The organism is Bacillus sp. JJ864, assembly GCF_036963045.1.
In the GTDB taxonomy this organism is placed as follows: Bacteria; Bacillota; Bacilli; order Bacillales; family Bacillaceae_G; genus Bacillus_A; species Bacillus_A pseudomycoides_C.
The window spans coordinates 1-16267 of record NZ_JBALLY010000002.1; the positions used below are offsets into that span (position 1 = coordinate 1).

At 34.9% G+C, this 16267-nt stretch carries 20 protein-coding genes and 1 pseudogene; 12 read left to right on the top strand and 9 right to left on the bottom strand.

Going from position 1 to position 16267, the window contains the following annotated elements; all coding sequences use genetic code 11:
- Both V7024_RS00485 and V7024_RS00490 read left to right on the top strand, forming a co-directional pair.
- A partial coding sequence (locus V7024_RS00485) for a hypothetical protein (RefSeq protein WP_335514164.1) occupies positions 1–481 on the top strand: 481 nt, incomplete at its 5' end.
- A gap of 36 nt (positions 482–517) precedes the next feature.
- Positions 518–1261, top strand: coding sequence for a DUF6385 domain-containing protein (locus V7024_RS00490; protein ID WP_335514166.1), 744 nt, complete (start codon positions 518–520; stop codon positions 1259–1261).
- Between the two features lie 124 nt (positions 1262–1385).
- On the opposite strand, the gene V7024_RS00495 is transcribed toward V7024_RS00490, so the two are convergent.
- Positions 1386–1622, bottom strand: coding sequence for a hypothetical protein (locus V7024_RS00495; protein WP_196060798.1), 237 nt, complete (start codon positions 1620–1622; stop codon positions 1386–1388).
- A gap of 199 nt (positions 1623–1821) precedes the next feature.
- Between V7024_RS00495 and miaA the strand changes: the two genes are divergently transcribed.
- Both miaA and hfq read left to right on the top strand, forming a co-directional pair.
- Entirely contained in the window at positions 1822–2769 is a 948-nt protein-coding gene (gene miaA / locus V7024_RS00500; RefSeq protein WP_335514169.1) for a tRNA (adenosine(37)-N6)-dimethylallyltransferase MiaA, read from the top strand.
- A 28-nt stretch (positions 2770–2797) separates the two neighbouring features.
- Entirely contained in the window at positions 2798–3022 is a 225-nt protein-coding gene (gene hfq / locus V7024_RS00505) for an RNA chaperone Hfq (protein WP_000813896.1), read from the top strand.
- A gap of 265 nt (positions 3023–3287) precedes the next feature.
- Here hfq and V7024_RS00510 read toward each other — a convergent pair whose 3' ends face one another.
- Positions 3288–4082, bottom strand: a complete 795-nt coding sequence (locus V7024_RS00510; protein WP_335514172.1) for a collagen-like repeat preface domain-containing protein — start codon at positions 4080–4082, stop codon at positions 3288–3290.
- 115 nt (positions 4083–4197) lie between these two features.
- Positions 4198–5160, bottom strand: a complete 963-nt coding sequence (locus tag V7024_RS00515; protein ID WP_335514175.1) for a tyrosine-type recombinase/integrase — start codon at positions 5158–5160, stop codon at positions 4198–4200.
- Positions 5161–5280: 120 nt separating this feature from the next.
- Between V7024_RS00515 and spoVK the strand changes: the two genes are divergently transcribed.
- Positions 5281–6237 (top strand): stage V sporulation protein K, encoded by a 957-nt coding sequence (gene spoVK / locus V7024_RS00520; protein WP_335514178.1) that lies wholly within the window; start codon positions 5281–5283, stop codon positions 6235–6237.
- 39 nt (positions 6238–6276) lie between these two features.
- Here spoVK and V7024_RS00525 read toward each other — a convergent pair whose 3' ends face one another.
- The 3 genes from V7024_RS00525 to V7024_RS00535 all read right to left on the bottom strand — a co-directional run bounded on the left by V7024_RS00525 (position 6277) and on the right by V7024_RS00535 (position 7372).
- Positions 6277–6411 (bottom strand): hypothetical protein, encoded by a 135-nt coding sequence (locus tag V7024_RS00525; RefSeq protein WP_335514180.1) that lies wholly within the window; start codon positions 6409–6411, stop codon positions 6277–6279.
- A gap of 6 nt (positions 6412–6417) precedes the next feature.
- Positions 6418–6561 carry a hypothetical protein gene (locus tag V7024_RS00530; RefSeq protein ID WP_196060793.1) on the bottom strand — a complete coding sequence of 48 codons (144 nt, stop codon included), beginning with the start codon at positions 6559–6561 and terminating at the stop codon, positions 6418–6420.
- A 187-nt stretch (positions 6562–6748) separates the two neighbouring features.
- On the bottom strand, positions 6749–7372 hold the full coding sequence (locus V7024_RS00535) for a trimeric intracellular cation channel family protein (RefSeq protein WP_335514188.1): 624 nt from the start codon (positions 7370–7372) through the stop codon (positions 6749–6751).
- 88 nt (positions 7373–7460) lie between these two features.
- Here V7024_RS00535 and hflX point away from each other — a divergent pair, with 88 nt between their 5' ends.
- The 4 genes from hflX to glnA all read left to right on the top strand — a co-directional run bounded on the left by hflX (position 7461) and on the right by glnA (position 11954).
- Positions 7461–8741 carry a GTPase HflX gene (gene hflX / locus V7024_RS00540; protein WP_335514192.1) on the top strand — a complete coding sequence of 427 codons (1281 nt, stop codon included), beginning with the start codon at positions 7461–7463 and terminating at the stop codon, positions 8739–8741.
- Positions 8734–10005, top strand: a complete 1272-nt coding sequence (locus V7024_RS00545; RefSeq protein ID WP_335514195.1) for an aminotransferase class I/II-fold pyridoxal phosphate-dependent enzyme — start codon at positions 8734–8736, stop codon at positions 10003–10005. Before hflX ends, V7024_RS00545 begins: the two co-directional genes overlap by 8 nt.
- Before the next feature lie 224 nt (positions 10006–10229).
- A complete protein-coding gene (locus V7024_RS00550; RefSeq protein ID WP_335514450.1) occupies positions 10230–10571 on the top strand; it encodes a MerR family transcriptional regulator in 342 nt (113 codons plus the stop codon).
- A 48-nt stretch (positions 10572–10619) separates the two neighbouring features.
- A complete protein-coding gene (glnA, locus tag V7024_RS00555) occupies positions 10620–11954 on the top strand; it encodes a type I glutamate--ammonia ligase (protein WP_335514198.1) in 1335 nt (444 codons plus the stop codon).
- Between the two features lie 118 nt (positions 11955–12072).
- On the opposite strand, the pseudogene V7024_RS00560 reads toward glnA, so the two are convergent.
- A pseudogene (locus V7024_RS00560) lies at positions 12073–12273 on the bottom strand (tyrosine-type recombinase/integrase); the annotation flags it as partial.
- A gap of 255 nt (positions 12274–12528) precedes the next feature.
- On the bottom strand, positions 12529–12732 hold the full coding sequence (locus V7024_RS00565; RefSeq protein ID WP_335514452.1) for a hypothetical protein: 204 nt from the start codon (positions 12730–12732) through the stop codon (positions 12529–12531).
- 240 nt (positions 12733–12972) lie between these two features.
- Here V7024_RS00565 and V7024_RS00570 point away from each other — a divergent pair, with 240 nt between their 5' ends.
- Both V7024_RS00570 and V7024_RS00575 read left to right on the top strand, forming a co-directional pair.
- Positions 12973–13194, top strand: coding sequence for a hypothetical protein (locus tag V7024_RS00570; RefSeq protein WP_335514200.1), 222 nt, complete (start codon positions 12973–12975; stop codon positions 13192–13194).
- A gap of 1112 nt (positions 13195–14306) precedes the next feature.
- The gene (locus tag V7024_RS00575) at positions 14307–15086 is read left to right on the top strand and encodes a phosphatidylserine decarboxylase (RefSeq protein ID WP_335514204.1); all 780 of its coding nucleotides are present in this window, start codon (positions 14307–14309) and stop codon (positions 15084–15086) included.
- Positions 15087–15214: 128 nt separating this feature from the next.
- On the opposite strand, the gene V7024_RS00580 is transcribed toward V7024_RS00575, so the two are convergent.
- On the bottom strand, positions 15215–15370 hold the full coding sequence (locus V7024_RS00580; protein ID WP_020062215.1) for a sporulation histidine kinase inhibitor Sda: 156 nt from the start codon (positions 15368–15370) through the stop codon (positions 15215–15217).
- A 383-nt stretch (positions 15371–15753) separates the two neighbouring features.
- Here V7024_RS00580 and V7024_RS00585 point away from each other — a divergent pair, with 383 nt between their 5' ends.
- Complete coding sequence (locus V7024_RS00585; RefSeq protein ID WP_335514208.1) at positions 15754–16266, top strand: YqeG family HAD IIIA-type phosphatase; 513 nt, start codon at positions 15754–15756, stop codon at positions 16264–16266.
- Position 16267 lies beyond the last annotated feature (1 nt).

Here is a 16267-nt window from a genome sequence, read left to right on the forward strand (position 1 = left end):
TTCTGATTATTCCGTCTTATATTACTTATCATGGAAAGAAGGCATTGAAAATCGTTGTATGTATGACTGGGAAGAGCTAAGTTTACAAAACGGAATTCATATGAAACAAGTACTGAATATATTAGTTATGACAAATAATTGGTGTGCATTTCTTTCGGTATTTAAAAAATTAGTGATCAAATGTTCGTTAAAAGATATCGTAGACTACAACATATGTTATTTTTTTGAAAAAGCTTCAGTAGATCATTTAAAAACAATTGAAGAAATATGGAATCAGCATGTGAGGCAACCCTTAGATTATATGATTGGCGCATGTTTAGCTTTAGCATCACATAAAAAGAAACGGGTAGAACAGTGCTTTCATCATTTGATGCAGTGCAACATATTTGACTTGGAACAGTATAAGAAAAGTAATGGTGAAATAACAAAGATTGATTGGAGTCGTTTGTTAAAAATATTTCTTTACATTCATTCTAGATAGCTGTATTTCGGAAAACGGATAAAGAAGGTGATATAGGTGGCGGGTAAAAAGGGATCATCAAATAAGGGGCATAGCGAGAAAGGAAAAAAGGATATTTTTTCACCGTTTTCAGCTCAAAAGAAAAATCAACCTATTTTACCTCCTCCATTTCAATCTGGAATGACGACAAAACAGATCGCATTACGAGAAGAAAATGCAGAGAATCAAAGAAACGGGATGCAAGAAGAAGGAGTTGAAGAACAACCAATCTTATTTTTATATGGAATAACAGAGAATGAAGAAGCAAGACCGTTAAGAGTGGACGATGAAGGATATTTATTAACAAAGGAATATAGTGTAAAAGGTGAAGAAGAAGGGACATTTAAGGGAAATAATTATGGAAGAAAGAGTAAGTTGTATGAAAAATATAAGCAATTGGGCTACATGAGTTGCTTTGCTCCATTAGGCGTTGATATGCCAGTAATGAGAAAAATGTTTTTTAATAGAGAAGTTATTTTACATATTTCTCAAGAAGAAGGGGACTTTGTAATATTTGACGTTTCAGAGCTAAATCTGTATTCTTTTGCAATCATTAATAATACAAATGCTGCCATTGAAACGTATGTACAAATTAGCCCGGACTCGATTCATTACTTTACAGATACAATCACATTTAAGATTGATCCTCTTCAAATGGCAACAATTTCTCCAGTTCGTTTTCTTAAATATGCAAAAGTCGTTGTAAAGGGGAAAGGAACTGGAGAAGTTTCTGTTTACTTGCAAGGGCAAACGTTAGGGTAATATTTAGATATAACTAAGACTTCATTATTATGAAATGGCAGAAGAGAGGATGATGAACGTAAGAGCCTCTTCAAAACATACATGAACGAACCTATTAAATATTTTGAGAAAATGAGCAGATTATTTAGAATGGATATATCGTTTGTCCTGTCAAGATGTTATATGCAGCGCAAAACTGTGATTGTGTATATTCGTTAGTTTTTATATCTGTTTCTTCATGTGTAAGTATCGTATGGAACGAACGCAGAATACAATTTAGCGCAAAGTATAACTCTTCCTGAGAGCAATTCTTTTCTTTTGTTGCGGTTGCTAAAATTAACTCTTCTGATAACGAGCGAAAATCAATAGTAGCTTGTCCAATTCTCATCGTATCATCTCCATTTTGGTTTTTACCATGTATATGAAGTGATTGGACAAAACATGCAAAATAGATTATATTTTTAACAAATATATATAATTTCAATTACCGTAATAAGATTACTTGCATTTTGACTATTAAAATTGGTAAGATTGGATATAATAATCAGATGTATAACTATACATAAAGAGAGTTGGAGTATATGGGAGAAGAAAAACAGGACAAGGTTGTTGTTATTATTGGACCAACTGCAGTTGGAAAAACGAAGCTTAGCATTGAATTGGCAAAAGCGTTAAATGGAGAGATTATAAGCGGCGATTCCATGCAAATCTATCGTAGTATGAATATAGGTACGGCGAAAGTTACGGAAGAAGAGATGGACGGAATTCCGCATTATATGATTGATATAAAAAATCCAGAAGATGCATTTTCCGTTGCTGAGTTTCAAGAACTTGTACGCGGTCATATAGCGGATATTACAAGTCGCGGTAAACTACCTATCATTGTTGGCGGGACGGGTTTATATATACAATCTGTATTATATGATTACCAGTTTTCTGATGAGCCAGGAGATCCTGCGTACCGTAAACAATTAGAACAAGTAGTAGAGGAACGTGGTGTAGAGTATATACATGGAAAGCTTGAAGAAGTTGATCCGAAAAGTGCAAAGCGCATTCATCCAAATAATGTGAGACGTGTCATTCGTGCTTTAGAAATTTTTCATACAACAGGGCAGAAGATGAGTGACCAATTAGAGCAACAAGAAAATGAATTGTTATATGACGTGGCTTTAATTGGTTTAACAATGGATCGAGATTTATTATATAGCCGCATTAATTTACGTGTAGACATTATGATGGAGCAAGATTTATTAGAGGAAGTTAAGCGCTTGTATGAAGAAGGAATTCGGGATTGCCAATCTATTCAAGCGATTGGTTATAAAGAGTTGTATGAATATTTTGATGGAAAAATTTCGTTAGAAGAAGCGGTAATTGCTTTAAAAACGAATTCCCGCCGTTATGCAAAACGACAATTAACTTGGTTCCGGAATAAAATGGATGTTAAGTGGTTTGACGTTACAAGCGGTGAAAAAAATCAAGAAATTTTACAGTATACAGAAGGAAAGCTACAACTTAAGGCGAATAATTAAGTTGTAGAGAAAAAGAGGAGGATTCGACATGAAGCAATCAATCAATATTCAAGATCAATTTTTAAATCAACTCCGTAAAGAGAATACGTTTGTCACGCTGTACTTATTAAATGGCTTCCAACTTCGTGGTTTAATTAAAGGATTCGATAATTTTACTGTATTGTTGGAAACAGAAGGTAAGCAACAGCTTATTTATAAACATGCGATTTCTACATTTGTTCCACAAAAGAACGTTTCAATCGAATTAGAATAGTAAAAGAATTGTACATAGTAAAAAGAGCGAATGATTCGCTCTTTTTTTATTTCTAAAAAAACATGGAAATCTAGTTAGGAGATAGAGAATCAAGATGTTTTGTTATTTGCCTAAGGAATGAAAATGCGAGAATAAAAAGGATGATTCTTAAATGTTGTTGAGAGTAAAAAATATATCTTCTTCAATAGCTAGAAATGTATCTTATTTATTGAAAACTTATGTTGGAAAAGGTGTTAAAATGGGCATTTTGAGTCGACTTTACGTATTACACAGGTAGATGTAGGGAGATTAGCTCCTCCTCGCTTTCTTGAAGTTGCTTATCTTGATGTTGTTGCTCATCTAAAAGTGCAAGATCGTTTTGTGCGTAGTGTGCATTTAAAAGCTCAAGATCATTTTGTGCGTAGTGTTCATTTGAAAGCTCAGGATCGTTTTGTTCAAGGTGTTCATTTGAAAGCTTAAGTTCGCTTTGTTCAAGGTGTTCATCTAAAAGCTTAAGATTGTTTTGTACACAGTGTTCATCTAGAAATTCGAATTCCTCTTGTATATGGTGTTCGTCTTGATGCTCTTGATCATCTTGAAGTTGATCATTCATTCCGAGTGGCATTATTTGAAGTAAAGCTATTTGTAAATTCTTTGTTTGTTCAATAATATTTTCAGATACATGGTGGTTCATCTTGAATGATTTTATAATATACAGCGAAAAGTTGAGTAGATTTTGTAATCCAATATATACTACATTTGCCGAAAACGGTTGATTGTTCAAAATAGTGATTAAATCCCTAGCAATCTCAATACCGGTTCCTCGCTGTGTTAGTGATACGTTTAAACGTTTTAGGTCCCCTTGTATTGCTTCTAATATGTTTATAAGTTCCTTTACGTTTGATTGTGATGGCGTTGAAAATACAGCTGGAATTAAATGAGTTAAGTCACTTAGTGTTTTTTGCAAACGTTTGATGGATGGTGTAGAAGCATGAGTGTAATGAACAGCTGGAATTCGGTGGGAGTGTATTGGAAAATAAGGCATTGAAACATTTTTCTCATTATCATTAAAATAAGACATTGAAAGTCTCCTTCCTAATTGTCATGGTGAAGAATTCTATCTTAGTAGATGCAAGTAATGTATAAAAAGGAATAGGGAGACGGGGTATTGTTATAAAAAATAATAAAAACGCCTATTACGAGGCGTTTTCTTTTTGCTTTGCATAATTATAATATCTTTTTAATGAAATTTTTGATTTAAAACCGATTCGTTTTATAATTTCTTGTTCCGGAACATGATTTTGGATGAGGCGTAAAATAAAAGTATTGCGTAAATGCTGGCCAGAGATACCTTTGCGTAGCCCTGCACGCGCTACTTCAAGTCGAATCATTTTTTGTACGGAAATCTCTGTTAATCCTTTTGGAGCGTCATTTTCATATACCCAACGGAATGTATTTCGGTTAAAATCAAAGGCCACAAATAATGAATCCGTGCTATGGTATTTTGGACGTACTGGCTCGGGGATATTTTTATAGTATTGATATAACTTTTTTTTATCTTCTTTTGTTAATGTAATAACTCGCTCTATTCCAGATACAGCAGGAATAGATAATGTATTATTTTCAAAATGAACGTGATGCATATTCAACGAGATGAGCTCTTGTAATGATAAACCGTAGTCGAGAAGAAGCATTATAATACATACGTTACGATCCATAAGTAATGGACGTACAGGCCGTTGTTTATCTGACAGTCCTTCCAAAGAAGTTAAAATATATTTTAAACGCTGCTCTTCTTGTTGTGAAATGAAATCTTCATCACGCAATGTACGATCTGGTTGTATTACAAGTTCCATATCTTTCAGGGGGCTAGGTAAGTTTAAGAAATGATACAGTCGATTTAATACAATAAAAACACGATGCATTGTTTTTTCAGAGTAATGACGTTTTATTTTTAAGTCTGAAAAATAATCTTCATAGTCTTTTGTACAAAGTGTTCCCCATATATTATTAGAAGAAATTTTTTTGTACTTTTCTAACCAATGAACAAAATCCTCGATGTCGTAGACGTATCGTTTAATGGTTGAAGGTTTTCGTCCCTTATTTAATAAATAAGCGCAGAAAGCCTGTAATGTATCATTAATTTCTTTTGTTGACATAGTCCCACCTCCCTAGTTTTCTTACATTATAACAAAAATTTTCAGAAAATGTTTATTTCTTGGGAAAGCGCAAATGTTGACAATATTCGTCAGTGAGATGATAAAAAATGAGGTGATTGTATGGAACAGTCGATGCGAAAGAAGAACAATAATCAAATTAACATTGTGCTAAATCACCGAAATAAAAGTTCTGTTTCCTCTCCAGAACAAAAGCAAAATCTTTCAAATGAAACTGTTACAAAACATGAAATGTTGCAGCGGATTGAAGAAGAAATGAGCAAGCTTGTGGGAATGCAGGAAATCAAAAAAATTATAAAAGAAATTTATGCATGGATTTATGTAAATAAAAAACGGCAAGAAATGGGTTTGAAATCAGAGAAGCAAGTCCTTCATATGTTATTTAAAGGAAATCCGGGAACGGGGAAAACAACTGTTGCTAGAATGATAGGGAAATTATTATTTGAAATGAATGTGTTATCGAAAGGGCATTTAGTTGAAGCGGAACGGGCAGATTTAGTTGGTGAATATATTGGACATACGGCACAAAAAACGCGAGATCTCATTCGAAAAGCAATGGGGGGAATTTTGTTTATTGATGAGGCATATTCACTTGCGCGCGGGGGAGAAAAAGATTTTGGAAAAGAAGCAATTGATACGCTCGTTAAACATATGGAAGATAAACAGCATGCTTTTGTACTCATTTTAGCAGGGTATTCACGGGAGATGAACCATTTTCTGTCACTTAACCCAGGTTTGCAATCTCGCTTTCCTTTCATTATTGAGTTTTCAGATTACACAGTCAATCAACTATTAGAAATAGGAAAACGGATGTATGAAGAAAGAGAGTATCAACTATCAAAAGAGGCAGAGTGGAATCTTCGCGATCATTTAAATGCGGTAAAATATTCATCGCATATTACTTCTTTTAGCAATGGGCGTTACGTCCGTAATATTGTGGAAAAGTCGATTCGTATACAAGCGATGAGATTGCTTCAGGAAGAAGCCTATGATAAATATGATTTAATAACGATTTCTAGTAGCGATTTAACACTTGAAGAAGAAGTGCATAGTTTATAAATTGTTTATAATAAAACACGAAGCGTTACGCTTCGTGTTTTATTTCGTATTCTTTGTTTTTGCACGCTGCTCTAATTGGCTTTTTGGACTTTGATCAGCTACATCTGAAGCAAGTCCTTGTGGATTAACGCTACTACCTTGTCCGCGATTACGTTTGTTGTTTCCTTTTGCCATATTATTTCACTCCTGCTCTTCTTTTGCTTTTTGTTGGTATGCTTTGTGATAACGTTCCATTTTTTTACTTTTTTCATATGATGAATTTAGATCATGCCCAAATTGATCTACAGAACTTCTTTGTGCACCTTTATTTACGTGCTTTGTCATTTGTTTCACCTCTCTTTAAGAAATAGTATTTGCGAATATGTACAAAAAACATGCAATAAAATAATTCTTTTATGAGTGGTATTTTTCGTTTCTAATGATGATAAGGAGGAGTAAGTGGAATGTTTTTTTTGATTGGGATAGGGGAAAATAGAAAAACCCTTTACAAAAAAAGTAAAGGGTTAATTTGTTACCTCTCGTTGAAATGTTCAATCTTTTCTACACTACGATGTGGTAGGTGCCATTTGTAATAGAGTGAAACCATACGGAGACATACGATAAGGACGAATAATACATATAATGCCCAGTCGCTCACAATAATTTTAGCCCCAATTAAAAGTCCAGCTATAATTGTCCAAAGTGCATAGACTTCTGCTCGTAGTACAAGTGGTTTTCGGCGTGCTAATAAATCGCGAATAATCCCCCCGCCGATTCCGGTTAAGACAGATGCTACAATCGTTGCGTTAATTGGTAAATTTAGTTTTTGTGCATATAGTGCCCCTTGAATAGCAAAAGCGGATAAACCAATTGCGTCAGTGATATTTTCCCAACGCTTCCAATGCTTGATAAGTTTGTTCGGAAATATAAAGATAATAGTGATTGATAATAGTGCAATTTGAAATAACATATCTTGTTTCCAAAGCGCAACAATTGGATAGCCGATTAATAAATTACGTAGTGCACCTCCGCCGAATGCGGTTGCCATCCCTAAAATATAAACTCCGAAAATATCATATTCTTCTTCCATCGCGATGATTGCTCCACTTAATGCGAAGGCAATTGTACCAATGATGCTAAATAAATCCCAAGCCATGAAATTCTCCCTCACTAACTAGATGAAATGTTCTTACTCTGCTATTATATTAGAAGGTTTAACTTTCGAAAAGGATGAGTGAGGATATTTGTTAAAAGAAAAAGAAAAAGTGATACTAGTTGGCTGTCAATTACCCGAGGATGATAATGAACGTTTTGAACACTCAATGGAAGAATTAGCATCATTAGCAAAAACAGCACAAGCAGAAGTGTTAGTTATGGCGGTGCAAAAACGTACTAAGTTTCATCCGGCAACGTATGTTGGAAAAGGGAAGTTAGAAGAACTTTCTGTGCTTGCAGAAGAACTAGAGCCAGATGTTATCATTTTTAATAATGAATTAACACCAAGTCAAATTCGAAATTTATCAGCGCAGTTAGATGCGAGGGTTATTGATCGTACGCAGCTTATATTAGATATTTTTGCTCAGCGCGCGAAGTCTAGAGAAGGTAAATTGCAAGTGGAACTTGCGCAACTTCAATATGCGTTGCCGCGTCTTGTAGGACAAGGGCAAGCGTTATCTCGCCTTGGTGGTGGTATTGGAACAAGAGGTCCGGGAGAAACGAAATTAGAAACGGATCGTCGTCATATTCGCTCTCGTATCGATGAAATCAAAAGGCAACTTTCTGGTGTGGTTGAACACCGTAAGAGATATCGAGAGCGGCGAAAAGAAAATCAAGTTTTTCAGGTTTCTTTAGTTGGATATACAAATGCTGGGAAATCTACGTTATTTAACAGATTAACTGCCGCTGATACGTTTGAGGAAGATTTATTGTTTGCAACACTTGATCCAACAACGCGTAAAATGCAATTGTCATGTGGCTATACAGTGTTATTAACAGATACAGTTGGATTCATTCAAGATTTACCGACGTCTTTAATTGCCGCGTTTCGTTCTACATTAGAGGAAGTGAATGAAGCGGATGTTATTTTGCATGTTATTGATTCAGCTGATCCGAATTATTTAGGGCATGAAGAGACAGTTAAAAAATTATTGCAAGAACTTGAAGTTGATCACATTCCGATTATTACTGTGTACAATAAAAAAGATAAGTTACATCCAAACTTCATTCCGTTCCCAAAGAATGATTTTATTATGACAAGCGCTTTTAATGAAGTGGATTTAGAAAGATTAAAAGAAGTTGTAGAAATAGAAATGATGAAGCGAATGGATTCGTATGAATTAATGATTCCGGTAAGTGAAGGCAGATTATTGACGCTTTTAAAAACAGAAACAGTATTAACAGCAATGACGTTTCAAGAAGAGAAGCAAGCTTACGAATGTACAGGGTATATTTTTGCTCATTCTCCGCTAAACGGCCAAATCAATAAATATTCAACGAGAAAAGGAGAAGACAAAGAAGATGTTTAATCGATTGAATAATGGGGAGAAGATTGCCCCGATTGTAAAAGAAGTAGAAATGCAAATTGCGGATATACATAAACAGATTGAAGAAGTAATTGAAAGTAATCAATTTCGTGTGTTAGAAAGTTTTCGTAATCATAAAATTAGTGACGCGCATTTTATTCCAACAACAGGATATGGCTATGATGATATTGGCCGAGATACGTTAGAGAAAGTGTATGCTGATGTATTTGGGGCAGAAGCAGGCCTTGTGCGTCCGCAAATTATTTCTGGGACTCATGCAATCTCTACAGCGTTGTTTGGTATATTACGACCTGGTGATGAATTGTTATATATAACAGGGAAGCCGTATGATACGTTAGAAGAAATCGTTGGTGTTCGTGGAAAAGGTGTTGGCTCATTTAAAGAGTATAATATCGGCTATCAGGCAGTTGCTTTAACGGAAGAGGAGCACGTTGATTTTGCTGCAGTGCAAGCGGCAATCCATGAAAATACAAAAATGATTGGAATCCAACGTTCAAAGGGTTATGCAACTCGCCCATCATTTACAATAGCTGAAATTAAAGAAATGATTGCATTTGTAAAAGAAATTAAACCCGATGTTGTTGTGTTTGTAGACAACTGCTACGGAGAATTTATAGAAGAGCTAGAACCGTGTCATGTCGGTGCGGATTTAATGGCTGGTTCACTTATTAAAAATCCAGGTGGTGGCATTGTGAAAACAGGAGGCTATATTGTTGGGAAAGAGCAATATGTAGAAGCGTGCGCATATCGTTTAACGTCTCCAGGTATCGGAGCGGAAGCTGGTGCATCTTTATATAGTTTGCAAGAGATGTATCAAGGTTTTTTCTTAGCGCCTCATGTTGCTGGTCAAGCGTTAAAAGGTGCTATTTTTACAGCGGCTTTTTTAGAGAAGCTTGGTATGAATACATCACCAACTTGGGATGCGCCGAGAACAGATTTAATACAATCGGTTCAATTTGATGATAAAGAACGTATGATTGCATTTTGCCAAGCGATTCAATATGCATCACCAATCAATTCGCATTTTACACCGTATCCGAATTACATGCCGGGTTATGAAGATGATGTAATTATGGCTGCAGGTACATTTATTCAAGGCGCGAGTATTGAATTATCAGCAGACGGTCCAATTCGTCCGCCTTATGTTGCTTATGTACAAGGCGGGTTGACATATTCGCACGTGAAGATTGCGATTTGTTCTGCTATTGATACGCTGATTGAAAAAAATCTATTAGTAATTTCATAAATGAAAGCTGCCAATTTCGGCAGCTTTTTTTGTATATAAGTAAGGAATTGAGACATTTTAATAAAAGTGAAAAAAATTTATAAAAAATACATGTAAGAAAAGCTAACATCTGTTGACATGAAACATAACATGATATAAAATGAGAATCAAGTTAAGGCGAAGGAGGAACTGAAGTGACACAACATGATCGACGTTCTGCTCCGCTGTTTCCGATAAGTATAGTTATGGATTTAACACAGTTATCTGCGCGTCAAATTCGTTACTATGAAGAACATAAATTGATTTCCCCAACCCGTACAAAAGGAAATCGCAGATTATTTTCATTTAACGACGTAGATAAATTGTTAGAGATTAAAGACTTGTTAGATCAAGGTTTAAACATGGCTGGTATTAAGCAAGTACTACTAATGAAGGAAAATCAATCAGAAGTGATACAAGTAAGAGAAGACGTGAAGGAAATTTCGAAATCTGAGCTTCGTAAAATTCTTCGAGATGAACTGCAACATACAGGCAGATTTAATCGAACATCTTTACGACAAGGTGATATGTCAAGGTTTTTTCATTGATGATTGATAATTTTGAGAATGTTTAGAGGGACTAAGGAGGAATTTTAAATGGCAAAGTACACAAAAGAAGATATTTTCCGCTTGGCGAAAGAAGAGAATGTAAAGTATATCCGTCTACAATTTACGGATCTTTTAGGAAGTATTAAAAACGTAGAAATTCCAGTTAGTCAGTTAACAAAAGCTCTAGATAACAAAATGATGTTTGACGGATCTTCTATTGAAGGATTTGTTCGCATTGAAGAATCCGACATGTACTTATATCCAGACCTAGATACATGGGTAATTTTCCCGTGGACTGCTGAAAAAGGGAAAGTAGCACGACTAATTTGTGACATTTATAATCCAGATGGAACACCGTTTGATGGTGATCCACGTAACAATTTAAAACGTATCTTGAAAGAAATGGAAGAACTAGGCTTTACTGACTTCAATCTTGGACCAGAACCAGAGTTCTTCTTATTTAAAGTTGATGAAAAAGGAAATCCAACATTAGAATTAAATGATAATGGCGGATACTTTGACCTTGCACCGATGGATTTAGGAGAAAACTGTCGTCGTGACATCGTTCTTGAATTGGAAGAAATGGGCTTTGAAATCGAGGCATCTCACCATGAAGTTGCACCAGGACAACACGAAATTGACTTTAAATATGCAAATGCAGTTAAAGCATGTGATGATATTCAAACGTTTAAACTTGTTGTAAAAACAATTGCACGCAAACACGGTTTACACGCAACATTTATGCCAAAACCGCTATTTGGTGTAAATGGTTCTGGTATGCACTGTAACTTATCACTATTCAAAAATGGTGAGAACGTATTCTACGATCAAAATGGTGATTTACAATTAAGTGATGATGCTCGCCACTTTATCGCAGGTATTTTAAAACATGCATCAAGCTTTACAGCGGTAACAAACCCAACTGTAAACTCTTATAAACGATTAGTGCCTGGATATGAAGCGCCTTGTTACGTAGCATGGTCTGCACAAAACCGTAGCCCATTAATCCGTATCCCTGCATCTCGCGGTGTAAGTACACGTGTAGAAGTACGTAGCGTTGATCCAGCTGCAAACCCATATTTAGCAATGGCTGTATTACTAGCAGCAGGTCTTGACGGAATTAAAAATAAACTTGCGGTACCACCTGCAGTAGATCGCAATATTTATGTAATGACTCCAGAAGAACGTGAAAAAGCAGGTATTATTGATTTACCAGCTACATTAGCACAAGCGCTAAATGAACTAAAATCAAACGAAATCATTTGCGGTGCATTAGGAGAACACTTACTTGAGCACTTTATCGAAGCAAAAGAAATTGAGTGGGATATGTTCAGAACGCAAGTTCACCAATGGGAACGCGATCAATATATGAGTCTCTACTAAGAGCGGAAAGCCTTGATACTACTGGTATCGGGGCTTTTTTTCTTTTTGTGGCTAAATCAATGTTAAAAGTATGAAAAGAAAAACAGCCACAAAACAGCCACAAAAAATCAGGAAAATTTTAAAAACCCAAAACATTATTCATATAGGCTTCAAATTGTGCGATGGAATCTTTATTAATCTTGTCACTGATATGTGAATAAACATTCGAAGTGATTTCGATATTTTTATGCCCCAAATGATCTTGAATGTATTTCATACTTGCACCAGATTCTAATAGAAGAACGTCATGTGTATGTCGAAGTGAATGAATTTCTAATTTGGTAAATCTACTTTCTAATTACAAAAATCTCTGCTGAACAGGGGAGCAGGGATTTAGGGATAAAAAGGATATCTTGTATTTTGTCGAAATATGTTGTATGCAACAAGTTAATAATATCGCGAATTTTCAGAATAACAGCGCGCTAAATGTGTCTGATTTGTAGATATACTACGTATAAATTTTTACAAAATAGTTATTTGAATGATTTATACACAAGGAGCATAAAGAAGTAGCGCTCCTTGTTGGAAATGTAATCTATATTTTGTTTTGGGTTACAATCTTAATATTCTCTAGAGGAATAATATCTTGAATTGTTTCTTTAAAGTCAATTTGAATCATTTCTTCAATATTGTCTAAGGAAACTTCAAAATTTGCACATTCCACAGTTTTAATATTTAATAAAGAATAATTTTTATTCTTTTTAAATACTAGATATTGTGTAGTATCTGTTTTCACTATACACCCTAATTAAATACCTAGTTTACTATTGTCTTCAAAATTCGTAAATGTTTCTCCTTTTATATGTATTTCCGATAGATAGTTTATAACATAAATACATTAGTTCATATTGAGAAACCTTACATTATTATTACAATTTTGTAAGGTTTCTGAATATCTAGTGGGCTAGTAATACAGATAGTATAAAAAGGCTCAATTGAATATTTAATAAAATCCTTATTTGGAGAAAGGGAGAAAAAGATGCCTAACAGGAGTTATCAATACCATGTATATAACGAGCATATGAGTTTTATAGTTTCTGTTCCTGTAAAAGAAGATAAATATGTGGAGCGGTTTGCCAAACGTGTAGCAGTGGATTTTTATGAATACACAGAGGAACAAGTCAAAAATGTAAATGTGGAATTCATCGTGAGCTATCGGATGGAATCAGCGATTAATTTAAAAAAGTTAAACAAAGCGTAATAAAATCGTTATTTTAATCTTATCGACACGTTTTGATATAAAAATAACTGCTAGAATTATAGTGAATTGACGTTATTTTTCTTTCTTAATGTATTTGGTCTTGTGGATGGCTTGATGGTAGATTTGAACTATCTGAATGACGACAAGCTGCTTGAATGGTTTACAGGCGGGAGCACTCAATCCTTACAACCACAAGAAGATGTCTTAGGATACCTTACAACAACTGCTGATGTAGCAAATATAATGTAAGTGCCCTTGTAATGAGACAAGCAACAAAAGGGCAAGGGCATACTTATTATGGATGGTATTAAGATGGTGCTCATTTTTGGTATAAAGTGAATCCTGATAATTGGATGAGAGATGATGTAGCAAAAATCAATAAAGACGGAAAATCCACTGGTGTTGTATAGGTAAACAGTGTAGATGTTAACTTACGAAAAGGAGCAAGTACTGGCGACGTTGTTATCAATAAAATTACAGAGAGTTCTGCTTACGATGTACATTACCGATATGAAAATTGGATTTATGTTACAGGTGAAGGCGTTTAAGGTTGGATGTAGTTTGATGAGTCTTATGTGAATTGGTTGAGATAACTAACAAAAAGCCCTGATGAAGTAGGGCTTTTTGTTGTTTGACAAGATGACAGTTTCTTAATCAAACATTGGTTATGACATTACAAATACAAAAGTAGAAAATCTATTACTATATTAAGATAACACGATATTACTGTTATTGGAAGTGTTTTGTTAATAAAAGTAAAAGAAATTAGATGATAAAAAATGCAACTCTTAGAGTTGACTTATTTTTATAGAATTCATTGATTGATGTAACCCATAAATTTTAATCAAAATTCATGAATTTGTTCGTGCAGTGAAGGAGAAGGAGAAATATTAAATAAGAAAAGTGCTTGCTTTTATTTGAAAGGTAGGCACTTTTCTTCTTTACATAAAATGAAACTCCTATGATAAATCGATGTTCACGGTTGAAAATGATGGGTTCTATCTGTAATATTAAAAGGTGCTAATAATTTATGATATAGAAACAAGAATAGGAAAAACTACATGTAAGGGTCTTATTACAACATTATATATCATAGTAGGGGGTTTCGCAGTTTGCGACGTACGTTATATCGATTATTGATTGAACTTACAAACGGTCGTTTTACGTCCTATATATTGCGTAAATTTGCACAGTCTCGTTTAAGCTCAATGATTATTCCATCTTATGCGAAGGTATTTCAAATTAACCAAGATGAGATGGAGAGGGATTTACAAGAGTATCAAACGCTTCATGAATTATTTACGCGTAAATTAAAAGAGGGCAAACGATCAATTGATACAGAAGAGTCTGCTATTGTGAGTCCGGTTGATGGCGTTTTTGCAGATCATGGCCCCATTGATGAGGCAAAAATGTTTGAGATTAAAGGAAAGCAGTATTCAATTGTAGACATGCTTGGTACGGACGAAAGGGCAACGCGTTACGCAGGTGGTACATACATGGTGATTTATTTAAGCCCAAGCCACTACCATCGTATTCATAGTCCGCTTTCTGGTACAGTGACAGAGCGCTTTGTACTTGGAAGGAAGTCATATCCTGTTAATGCAGCAGGTATGAAATATGGAAAAGATACGTTGTCTAAAAACTATCGCTCTGTAACAGAGATAGAGAGCGAAGGCGAGCGGATGGCGCTTGTTAAAGTAGGTGCAATGTTTGTGAATAGTATTGAACTGTTGCATGAGAGAGAAACTATGCAAAAAGGTGAAGAGATGGCCTATTTTACATTTGGCTCCACAGTCGTGCTTTTTTTTGAAAAAGGTATGGTTGAAGTCGTTCAATCATTAGCTAGTGGACAAGAGGTTCGTGTTGGTGAGAAAGTGGCAACTCGATTATAAAAGAGCCGTCTTATAAGATGGCTCTTTTTACAGGTGAAGCAGTATCTATTTCTCACGTAATAGGGGTTCTCGTTCAACTAATCATAAGTGGTTAAATGTCATCTATGGAAGTTTTACTGTATATATACTTAAGACGATTTTAAAAGCTTGTCCTCTAATGAGCGTCTAATGATTTCTTGTTTAATAAGTAAAATGAAGTCAGGATTTAAATTTAGTTCTTTTGCTTTATAATAAGACTCAGTGAGTAATTCAGTAGATAACTGTTCCATATGTTTCGCCGTCAAGGCGGTTCACCTCCTGCGAAAAAGGAAATTTGTCTCATTTAATGTACCAAAAATTGTCTTATGTCACAATCTGTTGGTTATCCACATTCTGTCGTGGATAAGATGTGTGGGAATTGTTGATAATTTTTGAATTAACTGAATTTAGCGGGAGGGAAATTGTGTACAAGTTTATCCACAGATGCATAATCGAAAAATGCTGTCGAAAAATTTTATCCGATTTTAACAGACAGTAGTTGTTAGATGATTTATCTCGCTCTTACAGAAAATCACGAGAAGAATGACTTCCTGTAAGAACCCGATAAGTTCAGCTAACCACTTTGAGAGAAAACCGTTCTCAAAGTAGAAGTTGAACTATACAAAACTCCTCAAAGAGGTGAAAGAGATTGAGTTTATTTTTACCGAATGAATATGTGAAAAACGTGTATCATATTCAACCTGAAGAATTGAAAAACCGAGGTATAAAAGGAATCATTACTGATTTAGATAATACCTTAATCGAATGGGATCGTCCGAATGCGACGCCGCAATTGGAAGAATGGTTTACAAAAATGAAAGAACACGACATTCAAGTGACAGTTGTTTCGAATAATAACGAGCAACGTGTAAAAGATTTTGCTGATCCACTTGGTATTCCGTTTATTCATAGTGCACGTAAGCCGCTTGTTCGCGCTTTTAAACGAGCAATAGCGAAAATGAATTTGCGTGCGGAAGAAGTAGTTGTAATTGGAGATCAATTATTAACAGATGTGCTTGGGGGGAATCGTGTTGGACTGCACACGATTTTAGTTGTTCCTGTTGCACAAACAGACGGGTTTATGACTCGTTTTAACCGGAAAATTGAGCGTAGAATTATGAGTAATATGAAGAAAAAAGGTTTAATTAATTGGGAGGAATAAG